The following is a 19955-nucleotide window of genomic DNA, read 5'->3' on the forward strand; positions in this document are numbered from 1 at the left end:
TTGTATCGCTGCCTTGAGCAGTGTGCCACCGCTGGCGCCAGCTCGTCTCCCGTGGAAACCCGGCAGTGGCGAAATAGAGAAGCGGGTCCTGTTCAACCTTGCGTCGGGATGGAAATGCTAGAGCGCCGGCGGCGCGAAAGCGATCAGCACCCTGCATCTTACCGCGTAGATAGAGCCTCGAAGTTTCCGCGTGGATTTCGTCGCCACGGTGGTCGTACTCGCGACGGTGCCCGCCCCAAGCCAGGTAATCGGAAAGCCGGTAGCCGGCGACCTTATCATCAATGATGACTTCGTCGGCCTCGGTCACACTGAATTGGTCCACGGCGCGATCGGCTGCGTCGGCAAGTCGGTAATAGCCGCAGTGGGCGACCACGAACTCTGATGACGTGTGTGCCACGCCCTCAATCATGGCCCCGGGTGCGCCCATGGCGGCATGGACCATCTCCGAAACGTAACCAGGCTCATAAAGCGTATCTGCATCGGCCTGCAGGATGAGCACATCATTGTCCGAACATCCGTCGCGCGCGACGCGATCACGTGCGACCAGAACACCGCGATGCCGGGGCGGAACGTAGCCTCGCTCGGCTTCCTGTGCGAGGATTACCCGGTCTGGGCTCGCGCGCTGTACCGCTTCCATTACCTCCAATGTTCGATCGTCGGAACCGTTGTCGACAAGGATCAGGGTTGCATCCGCCGGCGGCGAAACATCGGGATCGCCAAAGCCGAGGGAGGTGCAGGTCGACCTCAGCGTCGCTTCTTCGTTGAGGCAAGGAATGACGATCGCCGCATGCATGGCCGCCCCACATTGGCGAGTCCGCGCCATCGCGATCGCCCCGCAGTATACTCAACCCTTTCGAGCATTTTGGCTAACTTCAACGAAGCGACGCAATTTGGTGCGCATGGAATATGGCTGATCATTGCCTTCCCCTCGATATAGCGGGTGACGTCAATGGCAGCGAATTGACCAATGAACCGCCGCCGTGCCAGTCGATCGGCCCAAGCGTCCAGCTTGTCTTCTCCGACGCGGCCAGCGGCACGCGTGCAACATGCGGGGTAGCCAAGCCAGTGCCCCAACCACGCCGTGTGAGTGCCGGGCGCACGATCGATTGCCATTGCGCGGGCGGCATGGCCTGGATGACGGGACATCACGAGGAAGTCCTCTCCGTCACGAATTCCATACAGCCCCAGCCCTCGACACCAACGGCCTAGTTCGGCGTCGCTGACGACACTCGCAATCTCAGTGCGCAGAGCAGGTCGAAGACTGGCTAGCACTTGGCGCAGGTCAACGATGGCTGAAGGCTTCAACCAAAAAGGCCAAGGCCTCATGGGCGACGTCGCCATACCAACAGGAGTTGGGGATGCCCGGGCCGCGGGTCTTCTGCAAAGCCCGCTTCTTCCGCGGCGCGGCGAGAGGCATGGTTGGATTTTCGCATGTGGGCGTAGATGACGTCGTAGCGGCTGGCCTCGCAAGCCTTCCTATATGCGACTCTGCCGATGCGCCGGCCCTGGTTGGGCTTGTTTAGGTAAATCTGGATGGATGCATGAGAGCCAATTGGGGGTTCATCGATCTTGTTGATGAACACGATACCAGCGCGCTGTCCCTCAACTTCGATTCTCCAGGCTTCTCCGCCGGAACCCCCGCCACGATCCTGTGTTCCCTTGGTGGCGATGAGCGTCACTTGGTCGGGTTCCACGGGGTCCAGGATCTTCGTCGGTCGTGTTGCCTTCGGTTTTGGAGTCGGGCGTTTAGGGGCCGCTCTGCGGGCGTGAGCCTTTGACCGCGGCTTAGTGCCCATAGAGCTGCTCGAGTGCGGGGCGGAGGCAAGCCTCCGCGGGCCGCCAGAATTCAGCCGGGAAGAAGCCCGGCGAATAAGCGACCACGATATCTTCAATACGGGCGCCAACGCCGGTCCGACGAAGTGCATCCACGACCTCGTCAATCTTGCTGATGATTTGATCGAGGGGAGGATCGAATAGGTTCGGTCGGGTTTGCCAATCGGTGTCGCCATCGAAACGGTTGTTGAAGTAGTCCATATCGATATGCAGCAGCATCGGACCGTCGCCGAGGCCGTCAAGCCAAGCGTTGGTGTCCGGAGTTAGTCGATAATATCCAGGGCCGATCTCACCTGGGGTTTCGACGAGCTCTATTGCCGGTCGCGATTGGCTAGGATCCAACAGGGTGTCCAGTTGGCTTGTCGTCTCGATACGGAAGTCTGATGTAGCCGTCACCTTGGGCGGCTGGCAGAGATGGCGGACTTCTGTCTTTGGGAAGGAATGCAAAAACGGTGTCAGAAAACTCCCCATACCCAAAGCTCCGCTCTCGATCGCCATTTGCACACTATCGGGCTGAGTGAGGCTACAACTCGCGCCCGTGATCGGGTCTCGCCATTGACCATCTTCAAGGAAGAGGCGAGGGCTCGCAAGATCGCGATGGTCATCGACATGCAGGACAACGGTGTTGCCTGTCGGCTGGGGCCTCCGGCTTGCGATCCATTGACTCCAGCTGTGCAAGGTCCAAGTGTCGTAAAGAGCGCTTAGGATTCGGCCACTGCGGCGTTGCGCAGCGGCCATGGTTGGTCGGGCGACGCCACTGCCCCACCAAGCCAAGCCCTCGTCGAGCATTGGATCGACGTGGCGGGCGTCGCCATCAGGCCAGGCTAAACACAAGGCCCAGCTTTCGGGCTCGGGGAGCGCCTCAGCATCCTTGTCGCAGAAATAGTCCCGCAGGGCGGCGTGGCGCATCGACGGAGATGAGGGCAGGCGATCTCGGGGGATGCGTAATATGCTCACGCCGGCTCTGGTACGAGCTCAGCAGCGCGCTTCAGCACGTCTGTCAGCCGGCGCCCGGTCTCTGTGAGGGGGCAAGCCTCAAGGGTACGAAAGGCCTCCGCAAGATGCTCGTTGGTGTCCTGCAGTTGATTGACCGCACGGTTATGCAGACGGCCGGGGCCGTGGTCGCGAATATGCGCCCAGAGCCTTCGAAGTTCGACGAAGACGAACACCGCATGAAGCAAACCGGACGGTGGTCGTAGGTCTTCACGCCACGGTGAGACCACAGTCAGGTCCGTGGGTTCGACCGTCGGAGACAGGCGCTCCAAGAGATAGAGCTTCTGGTGCCGATGCTCGTGGACAAGGGAGTCTGCCAGATCGTATGGGTCGATCAGCCGATCTCCCTGCCAAACCGACACATAGAGCGCACCCGGCACAGAATTGTCGCTGAAGGAGACGATCTTTTCCGGATGAGCTACGGGGTCGCGCACGAATTGAACGGCGCGGCAGGCCATGCGAATCTCCGCAGCCAATGCGGGACGCCAAGCTTCGACGATGGCCAGGGCCTCCTCGACCACCGGCCGCGCTTTTCTGGCAAGGTCTTCATCCTCAAAGTAGATCGCCCCCCCGAACGGTATGCGGAGCCAGGGATCAGCGGCACCGATAGCCAGACGTTCCAAGGCATTAGTTGGGCGTTCAAGAAGGTCTGCGAGGTACGAGGTGTCCGCGACAATGGGCTGGCCGTCGACGGTATGAATTACACGGCCGGATGCTGCTGCCGTTAGCGTTTTTTGCCAGGCAACCGCTCCTGGTTGCAGGCTAAGCTCAGCGAGATGTTCCGGATCTAGGCCAGACAATGTTTCAACAAACGCTTGTGAGTCACTCGATCGTAAGGCGGCGACCGCCGCAAGGAATTCCTGGGTAAGCGTATTTCGGGCATCCGTGCACAGCTCGGCCATCTCGGCATGGCCGAGTTCAGCGCGTTCAAAGCGCTCGATATCGAAGCCAGCGGGCAGCTCGCCATTTCGTCCGGGACCGGCTGTGAGCAGCCCATCGAGGCGCGCCCGTACATGAGTCACAAGCGCGGTCATCTCGCCACAATAGACGGTAGGGTTGTCAAAGCCGTTGGCGCCGTAGCGATGGGGGAGTGAACCCCCGCCGCAGATGTCGACGATCAGACAGCTCTGGCACGTTGCGCTCAGACCCGATTTGCTAAGCAGTCGCCGATGGGCCTCGATCTGTTCGGAAGCAGCAATCATTGCGATAGGTGTATCTCGCACCGTACCGCCGATTTTGGTCAAGCCCTCTTGGGTAATCTTGAGAACGTCGAGATCATGATAACTGCCGTCAGTCTCGATGCTAATCAAGCTGACATCACCGAGACCGAAAGCGTCGGTTGTGGACGGCAGGCCAGCGACGGCATCGAGGAGGGCCTCGAAGGTGCGCACAGGAAGATGAGGATATTGATCGAGCCAAAGATCGAAGGCATCGCAGAGCCAAGACTCGTAAATGTCAGGCTGGTCGCTTCGTCCGGGAGGAGGACGCAGGTGGTGGGCGTCAGGCAGCAGAAAGTCGAGCTTTGGCGGTTGGTGTTCGTCGAAGAAGGCTAGGAGTTCCTCAGGCGGCGTCGAAACGTCAATCACCGCGATCACGCCCGCGAATACTTTGGGATGCTGCTTCAGGCGCTGAAGGGCACCAACCACTTTGTCGAAACTCGACCTGCCTTTGCGCGTCGTCCGGTGCTTGTCGTTGGCGGTCCTCGGACCGTCCAGGCTGATCGAGACGGCGATGTCAGCGTCTTCGAAGGCCTGGATTACAGCTTCCGTCAGCAAGAGACCATTGGTCTGAAGACCGATATCGACATCCGCAGTAGTAGCCTTGCGGATTTGTCGCGCGAACGTGACCAGTGTGTCCACTCCAGCCAATAAAGGCTCGCCGCCATGAAAGATTACTGTGCAACGAGTGATGTTCTGTTCGGTGATGTAAGCAGCTAGACGCTGGGCAAAAGCATCCTGGTTTTCAGAGGAGAGCATCTTCGGCATGGCACGCCAGGATTGATCTGCATGGTGATAGACGTAACAATAATCGCAATCGAGATTGCAACGCGAGGCGACCTTCACCAGAAAAGATGTGATCCGGGAAGGTGCCACGCGCGCAACGATCACGACCGGCTATGACGATGGTGCATCCGGTCGTAGCTCGTGATGACATCGCTCGGCTCTGCTTGAGCGAGAACCCGGCCTTGCAAGCGCTGGAGCGCTGGGTTGGCCGGACGACCGCGAAGCAGAGCGGAACGAACGTCGCGGTCAGGTTTGGCAGCGACGATTTTCGGGGCGGCTGTCGACATTGGAATCTCCCTTTTCGACGCACGCTGCATAATAGCGCGAATTTTCCAAGAATCCACGAGTTTCATATCATGCCCACAAAGTCGCCGCTTTATGGTTCCCTCGGAAAAATTAGGCTGCTGAGCGACAATTCAGGCATATGAATTTAGGATATCGTGTAATATCTCGATACATTATAGGTGAACTACAGCGCAATCTACAAATATATCATTATAATATGCGATTTGGCGATGCATATATCATAATATATTGCATTATATTCTAACTACGATTAGGGCGTTAAGATAACCGCCACCAAAAAAGCAGGACGATTACAGGTGTATCGTACCGTTCCTCTTGTTTTCTTCATGGTTGCGGAATTATCGTAGTGTTGCACAATGGCCGGAGGCAAGCCATAAAGATGGTGCTCTCCCTCACTCTCAAATGGCCTCGTCTCAATGGAAGCTTTTGCTACAGCGACGGACGGGCCGATCCCGGCTGAAGTGCGGGATCTCGCCATCCAGCTGCGACTCGCAAAGAATGGGTGCGAATGGAACAATAACACTGCCTGCACGGGCGCTGTTTTCCTCATAGGCGCGGGGTGCTCACGATCAGCAGGTATTCCTATGGCGAGCCAAATTGCTCAGGAATTGACGGTTGAGTTGGCACGAACCGAAGATGCTCCCGCCGCCGCTGTTCACGATCCGCAAAGTGCACTGACCTGGCTCGACGATCGTGATTATCTAAAAGGCATCGATTCGCTTCTGCCTGGCTTCAAAGTCAACACGCCCGATTGGGGGCGGCTTTATGGGTTTTTGTTCGAGCGGTTTTTCCGATCGGCGAGCAAGCAGCGGGCGATAATTAAGAGAGCGATCGACAGCGGCGATGGCAGGGTCAATTGGGCTCATATCTGCCTCGGTGAACTCGTGCGTCGCCACTATGCACACACAATTCTGACTACTAATTTTGACCAACTGGTGTTGCAGGGGATCATCCTTGCCGGGATGATCCCTGTAGTTGCCGACGGCCTTTCAGCGCTCAGTCGGATCGCTTCCCGTCCAGACTATCCGCAAGTAGTTCACCTACATGGGTCGATGTACACTTATGAGCTACGCAACAGTTTGGGGGACACAACGGCGACCCAAAACGAGCTTTCCATGCAGGGTACAATGTATGGCTTGAAGGATGCCGACATGCTTGTCGTGGTTGGTTATTCTGGGAGCGAGGAGGGTGGTGTGGTGACCCTTCTCGAACGGGCGTGTCACGCCTTTCCGAACCTTATGGTCTACTGGATACTCTACGATGACTCAATTGATACGCTTAATTGGCGGATTCGTCAGATGCTCGTGGGGAGAAACAAGTTCGTCATATTGCGTCAAGACGCAGACAATTTCTTTACTCAGCTCGCGCAGGATCTGGGGTTCGCGGCGCCAACCTGGGTGACCGACCCTCTATCGGTTATTGACGATCGCTCGAAATCCATCGCTCACTCGGAAAATCCTCTGATTGAGAACCTGATAAGTAACTATGGGCTCCGTCTTGGTCTCCTCCGCCGAGCCCCTGAACCCAGCGCCGACAACGTCATCAAAGAACAGGCCACAATCGACAGCTTGGGTGGCAGGGATGAAAAGGTCGTTGCCGACGTTACGCGCGCCATGGCGGAGGCCGATCCTGAAGCCGCGCGACTGCGGGCGATTAGTCTGGGACGGCTCGGCAATATCAGAGAGAAATCTGACCTACTCGCGGACAGTGTTCATGCTTGGGAGACGTTCTTTAAGACAGGTGGTGCGGACGATGGCCGGGCTCGAGCAAAACTTGCTCAAACCCTTCTGGATCTTGCGGAGTCCCTAGACGACAATCATGATGACGCCCAGTCCCAAAAGACATTCCTATCCGCGATGGAAGCGTTTCGTGATGTGACAAACGCCGTGGATCCCTCGCGGTCCCAATCGGATTGGACCGAATCCGCGCTGGGCTTCGCAGACTCAGTGATAGAACAGGGAAGCGAAGGCGCGGCCGAGCGGGAGCTGACGGCGGCAATTGAAATCCTGGAGCGTAGCCTGCCAATCATCCCCCGCGATACGCGTTCGCATCAACGTGCGTTGGTTCAAGACCGCCTGGGCGTGCTGTTGAGTATGCGCGGTCATCGTAATTCGAATGAACGTGACTTCCGCCACGCGGTAGCAGAGTTGGACGAGGCTGTAACACGAGCTAAAAGCCCCGAGTCTTGGGCGGTAGGCATCCGCCGGCACTTGGCTGGGGCGCTGCGTGGTTTGGGTGAGGTCCTCCTAAATGCTCGGCCTGACGAAGCCGAAGATTCCTATCGGCGCGCTGCTGCCCTGTATGTCGAGGCCGCATCATCCTATCTCGCCGGGCTACGTGACTTAGATGAGCATGATGCTAGATTGGCCGCGCTGTGGGCCTATGAAGAAGCTGAAAAGCTCTACCGTGCGCTGAGCGATCAAGTGAATCTTGATACCGTCAGAGTGGAAGTCCTTCGGCTGCAGGGCACAGTGACGCTATCAACAAAAGCAGAGGATGCGACAAGTTCAAATTCAAGTCGCATAATATGATGTCTGGTGGGCAATTGCGGGAGCGCGCGGTAAACCGCAACGCTTCCAAATTTGCTAGCTGGGAGAAGCTGGAACCCGCCATTGCTGGCGCTTCGGCATTTCTGTCCGAAATATGTAGACATTTTTCGGACGCCTCAAGGCTGGTCTTTGTCCGAAATTCGTGTACATATTTCGGACATGAGCGAGACTCGATCCGACCTGAAGGCTCTTATCCAAGATCGCATGGCGACAAGTCCACCACGCACGGTCTGGACGCCTGCGGATTTTCTTGACCTCGGCAATCGCGATGCGGTGGACAAAGTGCTGCAGCGGATGGTCAAGGCCGCTGAGCTGCGGCGGATTGATCGCGGACTCTACGATCGACCGACGTTCAACACGTTGACCCAGCAGAAAAGCCCACCAGACCCCCGCGGCGTCATCGACGCCGTGGCGCGGCGCGATCAGATCCGGGTCCTCGTCGACGGCATGACCGCAGCAAATGACCTCGGCCTGACCGACGCGGTGCCGGCCCGCATCGTCGTTCACGCCGACGCGCGGTTGCGGCCGATTCGCCTTGGCAACCTCGACATCACCTTCCGGCCCACGTCGGCCAGCAAACTCTATTGGGCTGGGCGCCCGGCAATGCGCGTCGTCCAGGCGCTGCATTGGATGCGCGATATGCTGGGCGAGGATGAGGCGAACCAGAAACTGTTGCGGCGCCTACGCCGATTGCTGAACGATCCCGACCAAGGTGACCGCCTCCGCGCCGACTTGGCCGAAGGCCTGCCAACCCTCCCCGCTTGGATGCAAGTTCTGTTGAAGCCCCTGCTGAAGGACGCCGCTGAGGTATCCCAAGGCCAGATCCAGCCGAGCGGGACGACGCCCCTGAGAATGCCGAGCCAATGAATTCTGCTTACGACCAGGTCCTGAGCGCCGACGCCGAGACAAGAGCGGGCCTGTTTACAACAACAGCTCAGCGTCTCAACTCCACGCCGCAGAATATCGAAAAAGACTTCTGGGTCTGCTGGACCTTGGACGCGCTGTTCAATGGCCTGCCTAGCGACAGTCCACGGCTACTCTTCAAGGGAGGCACCTCCCTTTCCAAGGGATTTGGCCTGATCAGCCGGTTCTCGGAAGACATCGACGTCACTGTGTTCCGCGATGACCTGGGGGAGGGGACGTCGATCGCCGAACTTCAGAACCTCAGTCGCACCAAGCGCGAGGGCAAGCTGGATGCCATCAAGGACGCCTGCACGGCCTACATCCAAGGCCTATGGCGACGGCCCTAACCGGCTTGGCAGCAGCCGTCGCAGAGCGCACGGGACTGCCGCCCGAAAACTTCCAGGTACGACCCGACGACGATGACAGGCAGACCCTCCTGCTTTGGTATCCGGCCGCGACGCCGGTTAAGGCGTATGTCCGTCCGGCGGTAAAGATTGAGTCAGGCGCGAAGTCGGCACTCGATCCGAACTCGCCGCAGATCATTCGACCCTATGTCGATGAGGACGCGCCAGGTCTCGATCTGAGCGTGGCCAACGTCACTACGGTCGATCCGGAGCGGACCTTTTGGGACAAGGTCGTGATCCTTCATGGCCTGCGGCGCTGGTTTGAGCGTCGGGGTGAACTGCGTGGTGGCGGACAACGGATCTCGCGCCACTATTATGACATTCATCGGCTCATGGAGTCCGAAACCGGCCGCCGGGCGATCGCGAACAAGGATCTTGGCGCCGACTGCGTGGCCCATGCTCGCATGTTTTTCAACCGCAGGGACTACGACCTTGCATCAGCCGAACCGCCGACCTTCGCCCTGCTGCCACATGACGAAATGGTTGACGCCCTGCGGCGAGACTATATTGCCATGACGGCCATGATCTTTGGGCCTGTGCCGAATTTCGACTTGGTGCTCGAGAGCGTCCGACGGTTGGAAACCCTGTTGAATGCGCCAGAATGCTGACGTCTAGCCTCCCGCATGTTCGCTTTTTGTGCTTCAAAAGTCGCATAAAAGGGCAGTCTGGAACGACATACCTCTCGGTATGATAAACGGGCCACTTCTCGGGCTCTATTCGGCAGCTTCTTGCCATGCCGTCGGGGCAACGCGGCGCGGTGCAGTATTGAATTCCGGGATATTGCCGTATGGATCCAGCATCGGATTGGTCAGCTTGTTGGCCGAGCATTCGTGAAGCAGAACGGCATGAAAATCAAACCGTCGGCGACTTCCCGCTCGGCGCGAAGGATGGGCCTCGACCGTGCCGCGGCGTGTGCTATCTCAGGTCATGCGTGCGCGTTGCATCATCGGGGATACGCCGTGGGCCGCACGATAGACACGGGAGAAATGTCCACAATTTGAAAAGCCGCAAGCAAGCGCCACCTCGGCGATCGCGCATTCAGTCTGCAGGAGCAGATGACGCGCGCGTTCCAGACGCATTTCCATCAAGTATTTCTTGGGCGAGGTGTTGAGGTAGCTACCGAACAGGCGCTCTATCTGGCGGGTTGATATGCCGAGTTCCTCCGCTACAGCCGATGGCGAAATCGGGTCGTCTATCCTCTTGCGCATGATCTCGATCGCCTTGGCGAGATGTTTGTTGCGTACGCCGTTGCGGGACTGAATAGAGACGCGCTGAGCCGCGGTGGCATCGCGCACGGCGTTGTAGACCATCTGATCAGCGACTGCGACCGACAGGTCATAGCCATGGTCAAGCTCGATCAGGTGCAGCATCAAATCGGCAGTGGCGGTGCCGCCGGACGCAGTGATGAATTTCTCATCCGCGACGAAAACGTTGCGCACCAGATTCACGTCGGGGAACTCCTCCATGAAGCCGTCGTGGTACTCCCAATGAATCGCGGCCTTCAGGCCATCGAGAAACCCCGCCTTTGCTAGGACATAAGCGCCAGAACACAGTGCCCCGATCCGGGTCCCGTGTGCCCGTTCGCGGCGCAGAGCGGCCAGCAGGCTGCGTGTGTCCTGGCGTTGCATGTTGATCCCGGACAGGACGAACAGCCGGTCGCAGGAAGGCAGCCTATCGAAGCGATGATGGACCAAGGTGACGATGCCGTTCGAACTGACGGCCGTCTCGCCGTTGGCCGAAGCGAAGGACCAGCGATATAGCTCCTTGCCGCCGATCAGATTGGCGATACGCAGCGGCTCCACGGCGCAGGAAAACGCCAGGTGGGTAAACTCCTCGACGAGAGCAAAGACAAAATGTTGCGAGCCCGTCATTCGCAGGCATCTCCGACATGATGCGCTGCGCGGCAGTTTTCCGCGTAGCGCCTTGGTCGCACTATTTCGCCGCGGCGCGGGCGGCTTCCAACCAGCCGTCGTAATCGGCGCGGTGTGCTTCGATCCAGTCATCGACATGGCGGTCGATGTCTGCCGAGCTATCTTCGCCGTCTGCGATCTGCTTGTTCTCGGCCGAGATGTCCTTGATGTCGATCTTGGCGATCTCGAACAGCTTCGCGGCAGCGGGATTTGCCTTGAGGAAATCGTTGCGGGCGACGATCCGCAGGTTGTCCACGGCAAAGCCAAGGTTCTTACCGTCGAACTCAGTGTTTCCCTTGCCGCCATCCGGCAGAGAGGTGTAGGGCACGCTCAGCCATTCGACGTCCTTGCCGGGAACCAGAGCGCCAGATACCCAGTAGGGCGTCCAGGTATAGTAGAGAACCGGATTGCCGTTCTTTTGGCGTGCGATCGTGTCGGCGATGATCGCGTTGTATTCACCCTGGTTGTGCGTGATGGTGTCGCGCAAGCCAAACTCGGTTAGCTGGTGCTCGATGACGCGTTCGCAACCCCAGCCCGGAACGCATCCAGCGAGATCGGCCTTTCCGTCGCCATTTTCGTCGAATTTCGCGGCAACAGCAGGGTCCTTCAGATCGCCAAGGTTCTTGATGCCGGAATCGTAGCTTGCCTTGTCGATGAGGTAGCCCTGAAGGGCACCTTCAACGAGGGTGCCGACCTTGGTCATCACCTCTGTACCGCCAGATTCCTGGAAGAACGTGTCGTGTAGTTGATCCCAGCTATTGGGGAAGAAATCCGCATCGCCAGTGCCTACAGCGAGATGTGCGGTCTGCGCTATAACCTCCTGAGGCGTTGCTACGGTGTAACCGAGATCTTCGAGCGCCCGGAAAACGATCCGCGCCTGGAACATTTCCTCGATGGTTGGCTGTATCACGGGGCGGGCAGTGACCCCATCGCCCGGCTTTTCCTGTGCCAGAAGCGGGGACGTAGCGAGCGACAACGCGAGCGCTGTCGTAGTTGCGAAAAGTCTCATGTTGCTTCTCCATGTTGAACTTGCGAGCGGTTGGTTTCTTGGCGACTGCGTTGAAGCAGGCGCAGGACGAGCCCGATCGGCCCCGACTGCCACCAATGGCGGTGTCCGCGCTCCCGCCCGGAGCGGCCAAGCCCTTGAGTGATGCGGTCGAGAACGATGGCGAGTATGACAATGCCGAGTCCGCCGACGATGGCCTTGCCCGCATCGAGTCGCCCCATGGCGCGAAGCACCTCGTTGCCGAGACCCTGAACAGCGATCATCGAAGCTATGACGACCATGGAGAGCGACAGCATGATCGTCTGGTTGAGCCCGGCAAAGATCGTTGGCGTCGCCAGCGGCAGTTCGACCTTGAACATGATCTGGCTGGGCGAGGCTCCGAAAGCGCGCGCAGCCTCGACAACACTGGGGTCTACCCCGCGGATGCCGAGCGAGGTGAGGCGCACAAGCGGTGCTAGGGCGAAAATGATTGTCACAATCACGCCGGAGACATTTCCAATGCCGACAAGCATCACGACAGGAACGAGGTAGACGAAGGCCGGGATCGTTTGCATTGTGTCAAGGACAGGTCTGATCGCAGCTTCAAAACGATCGCTCTTGCCTGCGAGGATCCCCAGGGGCAGGCCGATAATCACGCACAGGATGACTGCCGAGATCACAATGGCGAGTGTCGTCATCGCAAGCGACCAGGCCGTCGGATCGAGCAAGCCCAGCGCTATGAGACATGCGGCAACCAAGATCGCCACCCGTCCCCCGGCAAGCTGCCACGCGATCAACGCCAAAAACACAAGCATGATCGTCGGCGGCACAGCATGCAACGCAGCGTCGATCTGGCCGATCATCTGGCCAAAGAAGTTCTTGATCGGCTGGATTGCTTCGCGATTCGCGATCGCCCATTGCTTGATGCCGTCTGACCGCGCGTCGATATCGAGGTCTATAGAGGCAAAAGGATTGAGCCAGTCGAAAGTTTCGTTGTCCGCCATCACTGCGCCCCCATTGTCGCGGGCGCTACGTCCTCACGCCCTTGAATGCCGCGCAGAAGCGCCTTCTTGGTCACGACCCCGACGCTTGCGCCCTCGGCCTTCACAAGGATCGGATGGTCAGTGCCGATGGCGAGATCAACCAGCGTGTTGAGCTTGTCTTCCGGCTTCGCCACCGGCCATTGGCCAGGATCAGTCTGCCCGTTGGCCTGGCAGTACTGAGCGAAAGGCTGCATGATGCGCGCAGCCGTGACGAGATCCAGCTTGGAGATGCCGGCCACGAAATCCGCAACATAGTCGTCGGCAGGCTGGGTCACGATCTCCTCCGGCGTGCCAATCTGCACCAGAACGCCGTCCTTCATGATCGCGATGCGGTCGCCGATGCGGATCGCCTCGTCGAGATCATGGGTGATGAAGACGGTTGTCTTGTGCAACTCAGCGGAAAGCTCCATGAAGGTCGTCTGCAATTGCCGGCGGATCAGCGGATCGAGCGCGGAAAACGGCTCGTCCATCAGCAGAATCGTGGGATCGGCGGCGATGGCTCGCGCGAGGCCCACGCGCTGCTGCATGCCGCCGGAGAGCTCGTCCGGATATTTTTGATCCCAGCCGGTGAGTTCCACGGCATCGATGGCGCGTTTGGCGACCTTGACGCGCTCCGCTTCCGCAACTCCGCGCACTTCGAGCGCGAAGACGACATTGTCGCGCACCGACCGGTGTGGCATCAGCGCCATGTTCTGAAAGACCATGCCGATCTTCTCGGCCCGCAGGGCGCGCAATTCCCTCTGCGACATCGCGTTGACGTTCTGGTCCTCGATGAACACCGAGCCGGCCGTAGGCTCGATCAGCCGGTTGATATGCCGGATCAGGGTCGATTTGCCCGAGCCTGATAGGCCCATGATGCAGAAGATCTCACCGCGAGCGACGCTGAAGGACGCGTCGCGCACGCCGACAATGCAGTTGCAGCGGTCCCGGATTTCGTCCTTCGACAAACCCTGGCTCCGCACCGCGTCCATCGCCTGCTGCGACTGCACGCCAAAGATTTTCCAGATGCCGTCGCAGCGGATCACGACTTCTCGGCTATTTCCGGTCAAACGGCTGCCTCCCTTTTCCGGTTGAGGCTTTTCCCCTGAAGGATCAAAACCACAAAAAAGCCCTGTAGACAACATGTATTTCTTCAGACTACAACATGGTGCCAGCGGACACTCTGTGAAACCCAGAGACGCCAGCTATCGCGTGACGCCGTTTCGGACGAGACAGAGGCGGGAGGAGGCGTGCAGTGAGCGACGACACCAGGAGTAAAAAGGCGATCTGCCTGGAGGATCTGCAGCGGCGGATCCTCACCCAGGAACTCGATCCTGGCAGCTACCTCGACGAGTCCAAGATCTCCGAGGCCTATCAGATCTCCCGTCCCCCGCTGCGAGAGGTTCTGCGCCAACTCGCGGGCGACGGCTATGTCGTGCTCCACGAGAACCGCGGCGCGCAGGTCGCGCCAATGACGCACAAGACGCTCAGGAATTTCTTTGTCGCCGCGCCGATGATTTATTCGGCCGTGACGCGACTGGCCGCCGAGCACGCAAAGCCCAGCCAGATCATGCGGCTCAAGGATACGCAGCTTCTCTTTCGCGCCGCTATCCGCGACGGCGATACGGCCGGGCGCGCGCTGATGAACGAGCGCTTCCACGCGATCCTTGGGGAGATGGCGGACAATGAGTATCTGATGCCAAGCCTGCGCCGCCTTCTGATCGACCATACCCGGATCGGCATGACCTTCTACAATTCGCGCAAAGTGGCACTGGCTGAGCAGCGCGCGGTCGCCGCCGACCAGCATGACCAGTTCATCGCTTTGATCGAGGCAGGCGACGCTGATGCGGCCGCCGAACTGGCCGTCGCGCATTGGGAACTGTCGCGCGCCGAGATCGAACATTTCGTCACCCCCACAGCCATCAATATTCCGCTTGGCCGCGCGCCGGACGTTCAGGATCAAAGAGGAGCGTCATGAAGTTCGAGGGCATCTACACACCCGTCATCACACCTCACCGTGAGGACGGCACCATCGACCGCGACGCCTTCGCCGCGATGATCGAGCATCTGATCAACTCGGGCGTTCACGGCATCATCAACGGCGGTTCGACCGGCGAATACTACGCCCAGTCGATGGAGGAACGGATCGAAATGGCGACGCTCGCCAGCGAGGTGATCGGTGGCAGAGTGGTGCTGGTTATCGGCACCGGCGCGATCCGGCTGCCGGATTCGATCACGATGGCTGAGACGGCTGCCAAGATCAGTGCCGATGCGATCCTAGTAGGCTCACCGCCCTATTCGGTTCCGACCGAAGGTGAGAATGCTCTCAATGCTCTCGCAATCGACCGGGCAGCTGACCTGCCGATCATGCTCTACAACTATCCCGGCCGCATGGGCATCAACATGGGCGAGGAGTTCCTCGACCGCGTCGGTCGTAGCCGCAATTTCTGCGCCATCAAGGAAAGCTCGGGCGACATCAACCGTGTCCACCTGCTGGCGCGCGACTATCCTCATATACAAATGTCCTGCGGCATGGACGATCAGGCGCTGGAATTCTTCGCCTGGGGTGCACGGAGCTGGGTCTGCGGGGGATCGAATTTTCTGGCGGCCGAGCACATGGCGCTGTGGAAGGCCTGCGCGGTCGAAGGCAACTTCGACAAGGGCCGCCGGATCATGTCGGCGCTGATGCCGCTCATGCGCGTTCTCGAACAGGGCGGAAAGTTCATCCAGTGCATCAAGCACGGCTGCGAGATGGACGGTTTGCGCGCCGGGCCGCCGCGTCCGCCGCTGAAGGCCCTGAACAAGGACGACAAGCGGCAGCTTGAACAGGTGGTGCGTGTCCTGAAACGAGCCGTCGCCGCCATTGATGACGAACCCACGTTAAAACTGAGAGCTGCCGAATGACCGATCTTCTGACGACCGAGGAATACAAGGCCATCGCTGCTGGACTGAACTTGCCGACGCAGGCTTTTATCGACGGCAGTTTCCGTCCTGCGAAGTCGGGCAGGACTTTCGACACGCTCAACCCGGCGACCGGCGAGGTGCTCGCGAAGGTCGCTGCGTGCGGCGCCGAGGACGTAGACTATGCCGTCCTAAAGGCGCGCGACGCCTTCGAGGATGGCCGCTGGTCTCGCCTGCAGCCGCGCGAGCGCAAGGAGGTGCTGATCCGGCTCGCCAAGCTGATCAAGCGCAATACGCGCGAACTGGCGGTCATGGAAAGCCTCGATAGCGGCAAGACGATCTACGATTGCGAAACCGTGGACGTGCCGGAGACCATCCACTGCCTGACCTGGCACGCGGAACTGACCGACAAGATTTACGATCAGGTCTCCCCGGCCTCGGACAACCACATCGCCATGATCGTGCGGGAACCCGTGGGCGTCGTCGGCCTTGTCCTGCCGTGGAACTTCCCACTCCTGATGCTCGCCTGGAAGATCGGACCGGCCCTTGCTTCCGGTTGCTCGATCATCGTGAAGCCCGCGGAGGAGACCTCGCTCACCGCGCTGCGCGTGGCCGAACTGGCGATGGAGGCGGGGGTGCCATCGGGCGTTTTCAACGTCCTGCCCGGCAGCGGGCCGGATGTCGGCGAGCCCCTCGGGCGTCACATGGACGTGGACATGATATCCTTCACCGGCTCCACCGAGACGGGCCGGCGTTTCCTGCGCTACGCCTCGGACTCGAACCTGAAGGAAGTGACGCTCGAGATGGGGGGCAAGAATCCGGCGATTGTACTGGACGATGCCGATAACGTCGATCGCGTGGCGGCCCACATCGTCAACGGCGCCTTCTGGAACATGGGCGAAAACTGCTCGGCATCGTCGCGGCTGATTGTTCAAAAGGGCATCAAAGACGCGCTTCTGAAACGTATCCTAGCCCATGCCCGCGAATGGCCGGTTGGCGATCCGCTCGACCCCGCGAACCGTGTCGGCCCCCTGGTGTCGAAGACGCATTTCGACAAGGTCTCCTCCTATCTCGGCAAAGGACCCAAGGTGCTTCTGGGCGGCAAGGCAGATGCAGGCTTCGTGGAGCCTACCATCCTCGACATTTCCGACCGCGATGCTCCGCAGGTCCGCGAGGAGATCTTCGGCCCCGTCCTGTCGGTCCTGACGGTGGATAATTTCGACGAGGCGATCGCGCTCGCGAACGACACGCAGTATGGGCTTGCCGCCTCGATCTTCACGTCGAACGCAAAGCGCGCGATTCGTGGCGCGCGGGCGATCCGGGCCGGGACTGTCACCGTCAACAGCTTCGGAGAGGGCGATATCTCGACTCCTTTCGGCGGCTTCAAGGCGAGCGGCTTCGGCGGGCGCGACAACGGCGTCCAGGCGCACGATCAATACACTCAGATCAAGACGATCTGGGTCGACCTTTCCGACGATGCCGACGAGGCCGTGGCTTGACGATCAGAACCGCGCGCCGGTTGCCGGTCCACAGGGGGCCGGCCGCATGGAGCGCCATCCTGCCAATGCAGGAGGCGCCAGACGTCCTTGCCACGACGCTGATCGCCGATTTTGTGGTGATCGGCGCAGGATTCGCCGGCCTTTCCGCGGCCCGACGGCTGAAGCAGCTCAATCCGGGCGCCCGGATCGTCGTGATCGAGGCCGGACGGCTGGCGGAGGGAGCGTCAGGCCGCAATTCCGGTTTCATGATCGACCTGCCGCATGACCTCTCATCGGAGGACTATGCCGGGCAGGGTGTGGAGAGCGACAGGGCGATGACCACGCTCAACCGCAGCGCGATCGCCTTTGCGCGCGAGGCGGTCGAGGAATACCGGATCGATCCAGCTTTCTTCGATCCTTGCGGCAAGGTGAATGGCGCGGCGAGCGCGGCGGCCGACGCCAACAACCAGAGCTATGCCGACCATCTTACACAGATCGGCGAACCGAGTGAAATGCTCGACGCCGACGCCATGCACGAACTCACTGGCAGCCGTCACTATTTATCGGGCCTCTCCACGCCGGGAACTGTGATGATCCAGCCCGCCGGCTACATCCGCAGCCTAGGCGCCGGACTTCGTCGCGACCGGGTCGAAGTGTACGAAAACTCGCCTGTAAGCGAGATCGCACGGACCGGCTCCGAATGGGTATTGACGACCCATGAGGGACGCTTAACGGCGGGAAAGGTGATCCTCGCCAATAACGGTCACCTGGAAAGCTTCGGCTTCGCGAAGCGCAGGCTGATGCACATCTTCCTCTACGCCTCGATGACGGTCGATCTCGACGTCGATGCGCTGGCGAAGCTCGGCGGGCGGCCGCGTTGGGGCATCACGCCCTCGGACCCGATGGGCACCACTGTGCGGCGGATCGATGCCGCCCAGGGCGGCAACCGGATCATCACGCGCACATGTGCGAGCGTCCGCCCTGATATGGAGGTGACCAACGCAGACCTTGAACGTGCCGCAGCCGTGCATCGCCGGAAATTTGACGACCGGTTCCCGGCGCTTAAAGACGTGCGCATGGAATACAGTTGGGCAGGTCATCTCTGCCTCAGTCGTAACGGCGTCTCGGTGATGCGTGAACTGGAGCCTGGCCTTTTCGCCGCCTGTGTCGACAACGGGCTAGGCACCACGAGGAGCACATTGGCTGGTATAGCGGCGGCGGAACTCGCAAGCGGCGAGTCCAGCCCGATCTCCCGCCATTTCTGTGCGGAAGAGGCTCCCCTGAAGCTCCCGCCGCCGCCGATCGCGGAGATCGGCGCGAACGCCTATCTGTGTTGGCGGGAGTGGCGAGCATCTAAGGAATGAAGGCAGCTACGCGGCATGAAGTCAGTCCGATGGCGCGAAGCGCTGTCAGTTGACTACTCACGTCGTCGACAGCAATAGCTGCTGCGGCGCTTTGATTGACTAACGGGATTTTGCGTTATCCCTACCATCAAGCACATCGAGTCCGTCGAACGAGGGGCTCTCTGACAACTCACGGGAAACCCAATCTTTGAACAGGGAAAGCTTGGACTCCGAGCCAGGATGGCCAGTCGTAACAAGATAATAGCCTACGCCTTGGTCGACCACGGAGCGGAACGGCATCAATAAGCGCATATCACGCAATTCTTCCTGGATGAGGTTGTAGTCAGCCATTGCGATGCCGAACCCACTGGTCGCAGCGAGCAAAGCCGCATCAAGCGTATCGTATTCTTGGGCCGCCTTTGGCTCTATCCCATCTTCACCCACTGTCTCCAACCATCGGCGCCAGTAACTGCGACTATCCTCGTCCTTTGCATCATTCGGAACTTTCACGGCGATAACCGCGTGGCCCAATAGATCGCTCGGACGACCGAAAGGACCGTATTGGTCAAGAAATTCCGGAGAACAAACCGGTACAAGCAGCTCTTTCATAAGCAACGCGGCCTTGAGCCCCGAGGGAGCCGACGCTAGTGTAACAATTGCTGCGTCAAACGCGTCGTTTCGAAAATCAATCGCATCGAGGGATGTCGTGATGCGAAGTCGAATATCGGGATATGTATGTTGGAATTTGTGCAGTCGCGGCAGAAGCCAACGCGCCGTGAAGGCCGGCTGCACCTTGATCCGAAGGTCACTCGTCTCGTTATTTAGCTCTTTGATTGAGCTCGCGATGTCGCCAAACGCACGCTTTAGCACGGCAAGCAATACCGTGCCTTTCTCGGTCAAGACAACGCCACCGCTTACCCGGCGAAACAAGGAGAAGCCGAGCTCTTGTTCCAGGATGTTGATTTGGTGGCTTATCGCCCCCTGCGAGACATTCAGCTCTTCGCTTGCACGAGTAAAGCTCAGGCGCCGACCAGCTACTTCGAACGCACGCAAGGCTCTAAGTGACGGCAAACGTTGCAAAACGTCCTCCCGGGTGACGCCTCAAGACCGAGGCATTCTCTTTGCTGAAACAATACCATCAAACCTGCTGCCCACAGGCAAGGGGTCCCCTCCGCACAGGACGAGACCCCTTGAGCCGTGAATGCTGAGTTCAAGGCTGACGAAGCGTCGGAAAGTGACCTCCGTTGCTCAAGCGCTTCGACCGGGCGTATCGCGCGTTCAGCCACACCTAATGTCCGAGCCACACTCCAAGCTGCGCCCGCGGC

The 19955-nt window shown here is 59.5% G+C and carries 18 protein-coding genes; 8 read left to right on the top strand and 10 right to left on the bottom strand.

The genetic code is table 11. From position 1 onward, the window contains the following. The 5 genes from G6N73_RS22285 to yhhA form a co-directional block, all read right to left on the bottom strand. Positions 1-793: glycosyltransferase family 2 protein (locus G6N73_RS22285; RefSeq protein WP_165031633.1), on the bottom strand; the 793-nt coding region annotated here is incomplete at its 3' end. Between the two features lie 529 nt (positions 794-1322). Continuing rightward, positions 1323-1679, bottom strand: a complete 357-nt coding sequence (locus G6N73_RS22290; protein ID WP_165031635.1) for a GNAT family N-acetyltransferase — start codon at positions 1677-1679, stop codon at positions 1323-1325. A 106-nt stretch (positions 1680-1785) separates the two neighbouring features. Further along, positions 1786-2742, bottom strand: coding sequence for a hypothetical protein (locus G6N73_RS22295; protein WP_165031637.1), 957 nt, complete (start codon positions 2740-2742; stop codon positions 1786-1788). 44 nt (positions 2743-2786) lie between these two features. Beyond that, on the bottom strand, positions 2787-4934 hold the full coding sequence (gene yhhB / locus G6N73_RS22300; RefSeq protein WP_343044702.1) for a cyclophane-forming radical SAM/SPASM peptide maturase YhhB: 2148 nt from the start codon (positions 4932-4934) through the stop codon (positions 2787-2789). Beyond that, entirely contained in the window at positions 4931-5182 is a 252-nt protein-coding gene (gene yhhA / locus G6N73_RS38655) for a YhhA family cyclophane-containing RiPP (protein WP_425484126.1), read from the bottom strand. Before yhhA ends, yhhB begins: the two co-directional genes overlap by 4 nt. A 537-nt stretch (positions 5183-5719) precedes the next feature. On the opposite strand from yhhA, the gene G6N73_RS22305 reads away from it, so the two are divergent. The 4 genes from G6N73_RS22305 to G6N73_RS38355 all read left to right on the top strand — a co-directional run bounded on the left by G6N73_RS22305 (position 5720) and on the right by G6N73_RS38355 (position 9599). After that, a complete protein-coding gene (locus G6N73_RS22305; protein WP_165031639.1) occupies positions 5720-7666 on the top strand; it encodes an SIR2 family protein in 1947 nt (648 codons plus the stop codon). A gap of 81 nt (positions 7667-7747) precedes the next feature. Next, the gene (locus G6N73_RS22310; RefSeq protein ID WP_246252419.1) at positions 7748-8551 is read left to right on the top strand and encodes a DUF6088 family protein; all 804 of its coding nucleotides are present in this window, start codon (positions 7748-7750) and stop codon (positions 8549-8551) included. Continuing rightward, the gene (locus G6N73_RS38350) at positions 8548-8934 is read left to right on the top strand and encodes a nucleotidyl transferase AbiEii/AbiGii toxin family protein (RefSeq protein WP_343044703.1); all 387 of its coding nucleotides are present in this window, start codon (positions 8548-8550) and stop codon (positions 8932-8934) included. Before G6N73_RS22310 ends, G6N73_RS38350 begins: the two co-directional genes overlap by 4 nt. Before the next feature lie 5 nt (positions 8935-8939). Continuing rightward, on the top strand, positions 8940-9599 hold the full coding sequence (locus G6N73_RS38355; protein WP_343044704.1) for a nucleotidyl transferase AbiEii/AbiGii toxin family protein: 660 nt from the start codon (positions 8940-8942) through the stop codon (positions 9597-9599). 312 nt (positions 9600-9911) lie between these two features. On the opposite strand, the gene G6N73_RS22320 is transcribed toward G6N73_RS38355, so the two are convergent. From G6N73_RS22320 to G6N73_RS22335, 4 genes are all read right to left on the bottom strand, one after another. Continuing rightward, the gene (locus G6N73_RS22320) at positions 9912-10862 is read right to left on the bottom strand and encodes a GlxA family transcriptional regulator (protein ID WP_165031641.1); all 951 of its coding nucleotides are present in this window, start codon (positions 10860-10862) and stop codon (positions 9912-9914) included. Between the two features lie 61 nt (positions 10863-10923). Beyond that, entirely contained in the window at positions 10924-11910 is a 987-nt protein-coding gene (gene proX, locus G6N73_RS22325) for a glycine betaine/L-proline ABC transporter substrate-binding protein ProX (RefSeq protein ID WP_165031643.1), read from the bottom strand. Beyond that, positions 11907-12890 (bottom strand): ABC transporter permease, encoded by a 984-nt coding sequence (locus tag G6N73_RS22330; RefSeq protein ID WP_165031645.1) that lies wholly within the window; start codon positions 12888-12890, stop codon positions 11907-11909. The genes proX and G6N73_RS22330 overlap by 4 nt, the downstream gene beginning before the upstream one ends. Continuing rightward, complete coding sequence (locus G6N73_RS22335; protein WP_246252421.1) at positions 12890-13978, bottom strand: quaternary amine ABC transporter ATP-binding protein; 1089 nt, start codon at positions 13976-13978, stop codon at positions 12890-12892. Before G6N73_RS22335 ends, G6N73_RS22330 begins: the two co-directional genes overlap by 1 nt. Before the next feature lie 185 nt (positions 13979-14163). Between G6N73_RS22335 and G6N73_RS22340 the strand changes: the two genes are divergently transcribed. The 4 genes from G6N73_RS22340 to G6N73_RS22355 are packed head-to-tail and all read left to right on the top strand — an operon-like array spanning position 14164 to position 18651. Then, the gene (locus tag G6N73_RS22340) at positions 14164-14886 is read left to right on the top strand and encodes an FCD domain-containing protein (protein WP_165031650.1); all 723 of its coding nucleotides are present in this window, start codon (positions 14164-14166) and stop codon (positions 14884-14886) included. Then, positions 14883-15812 carry a dihydrodipicolinate synthase family protein gene (locus G6N73_RS22345; RefSeq protein ID WP_165031652.1) on the top strand — a complete coding sequence of 310 codons (930 nt, stop codon included), beginning with the start codon at positions 14883-14885 and terminating at the stop codon, positions 15810-15812. The genes G6N73_RS22340 and G6N73_RS22345 overlap by 4 nt, the downstream gene beginning before the upstream one ends. Beyond that, on the top strand, positions 15809-17308 hold the full coding sequence (locus G6N73_RS22350) for an aldehyde dehydrogenase (protein WP_165031654.1): 1500 nt from the start codon (positions 15809-15811) through the stop codon (positions 17306-17308). Before G6N73_RS22345 ends, G6N73_RS22350 begins: the two co-directional genes overlap by 4 nt. Beyond that, a complete protein-coding gene (locus G6N73_RS22355) occupies positions 17305-18651 on the top strand; it encodes an NAD(P)/FAD-dependent oxidoreductase (protein WP_165031656.1) in 1347 nt (448 codons plus the stop codon). Before G6N73_RS22350 ends, G6N73_RS22355 begins: the two co-directional genes overlap by 4 nt. A 99-nt stretch (positions 18652-18750) precedes the next feature. Here G6N73_RS22355 and G6N73_RS22360 read toward each other — a convergent pair whose 3' ends face one another. Continuing rightward, entirely contained in the window at positions 18751-19710 is a 960-nt protein-coding gene (locus G6N73_RS22360) for a LysR substrate-binding domain-containing protein (protein ID WP_165031658.1), read from the bottom strand. Between the last annotated feature and the right edge of the window lie 245 nt (positions 19711-19955).

Source organism: Allomesorhizobium camelthorni (genome assembly GCF_011045125.1).
GTDB lineage: Bacteria > Pseudomonadota > Alphaproteobacteria > Rhizobiales > Rhizobiaceae > Allomesorhizobium > Allomesorhizobium camelthorni.

Bases quoted from the DNA above. Each gene is read 5' to 3' on its own strand.
- G6N73_RS22345 (WP_165031652.1), top strand. From the start codon at position 14,883: ATGAAGTTCGAGGGCATCTACACACCCGTCATCACACCTCACCGTGAG.
- G6N73_RS22305 (WP_165031639.1), top strand. From the start codon at position 5,720: ATGGCGAGCCAAATTGCTCAGGAATTGACGGTTGAGTTGGCACGAACC.
- G6N73_RS22320 (WP_165031641.1), bottom strand. From the start codon at position 10,862: ATGACGGGCTCGCAACATTTTGTCTTTGCTCTCGTCGAGGAGTTTACC.
- G6N73_RS22295 (WP_165031637.1), bottom strand. From the start codon at position 2,742: ATGCGCCACGCCGCCCTGCGGGACTATTTCTGCGACAAGGATGCTGAG.
- G6N73_RS38350 (WP_343044703.1), top strand. From the start codon at position 8,548: ATGAATTCTGCTTACGACCAGGTCCTGAGCGCCGACGCCGAGACAAGA.
- G6N73_RS22330 (WP_165031645.1), bottom strand. From the start codon at position 12,890: ATGGCGGACAACGAAACTTTCGACTGGCTCAATCCTTTTGCCTCTATA.
- proX (WP_165031643.1), bottom strand. From the start codon at position 11,910: ATGAGACTTTTCGCAACTACGACAGCGCTCGCGTTGTCGCTCGCTACG.
- G6N73_RS22350 (WP_165031654.1), top strand. From the start codon at position 15,809: ATGACCGATCTTCTGACGACCGAGGAATACAAGGCCATCGCTGCTGGA.
- yhhA (WP_425484126.1), bottom strand. From the start codon at position 5,182: ATGAAACTCGTGGATTCTTGGAAAATTCGCGCTATTATGCAGCGTGCG.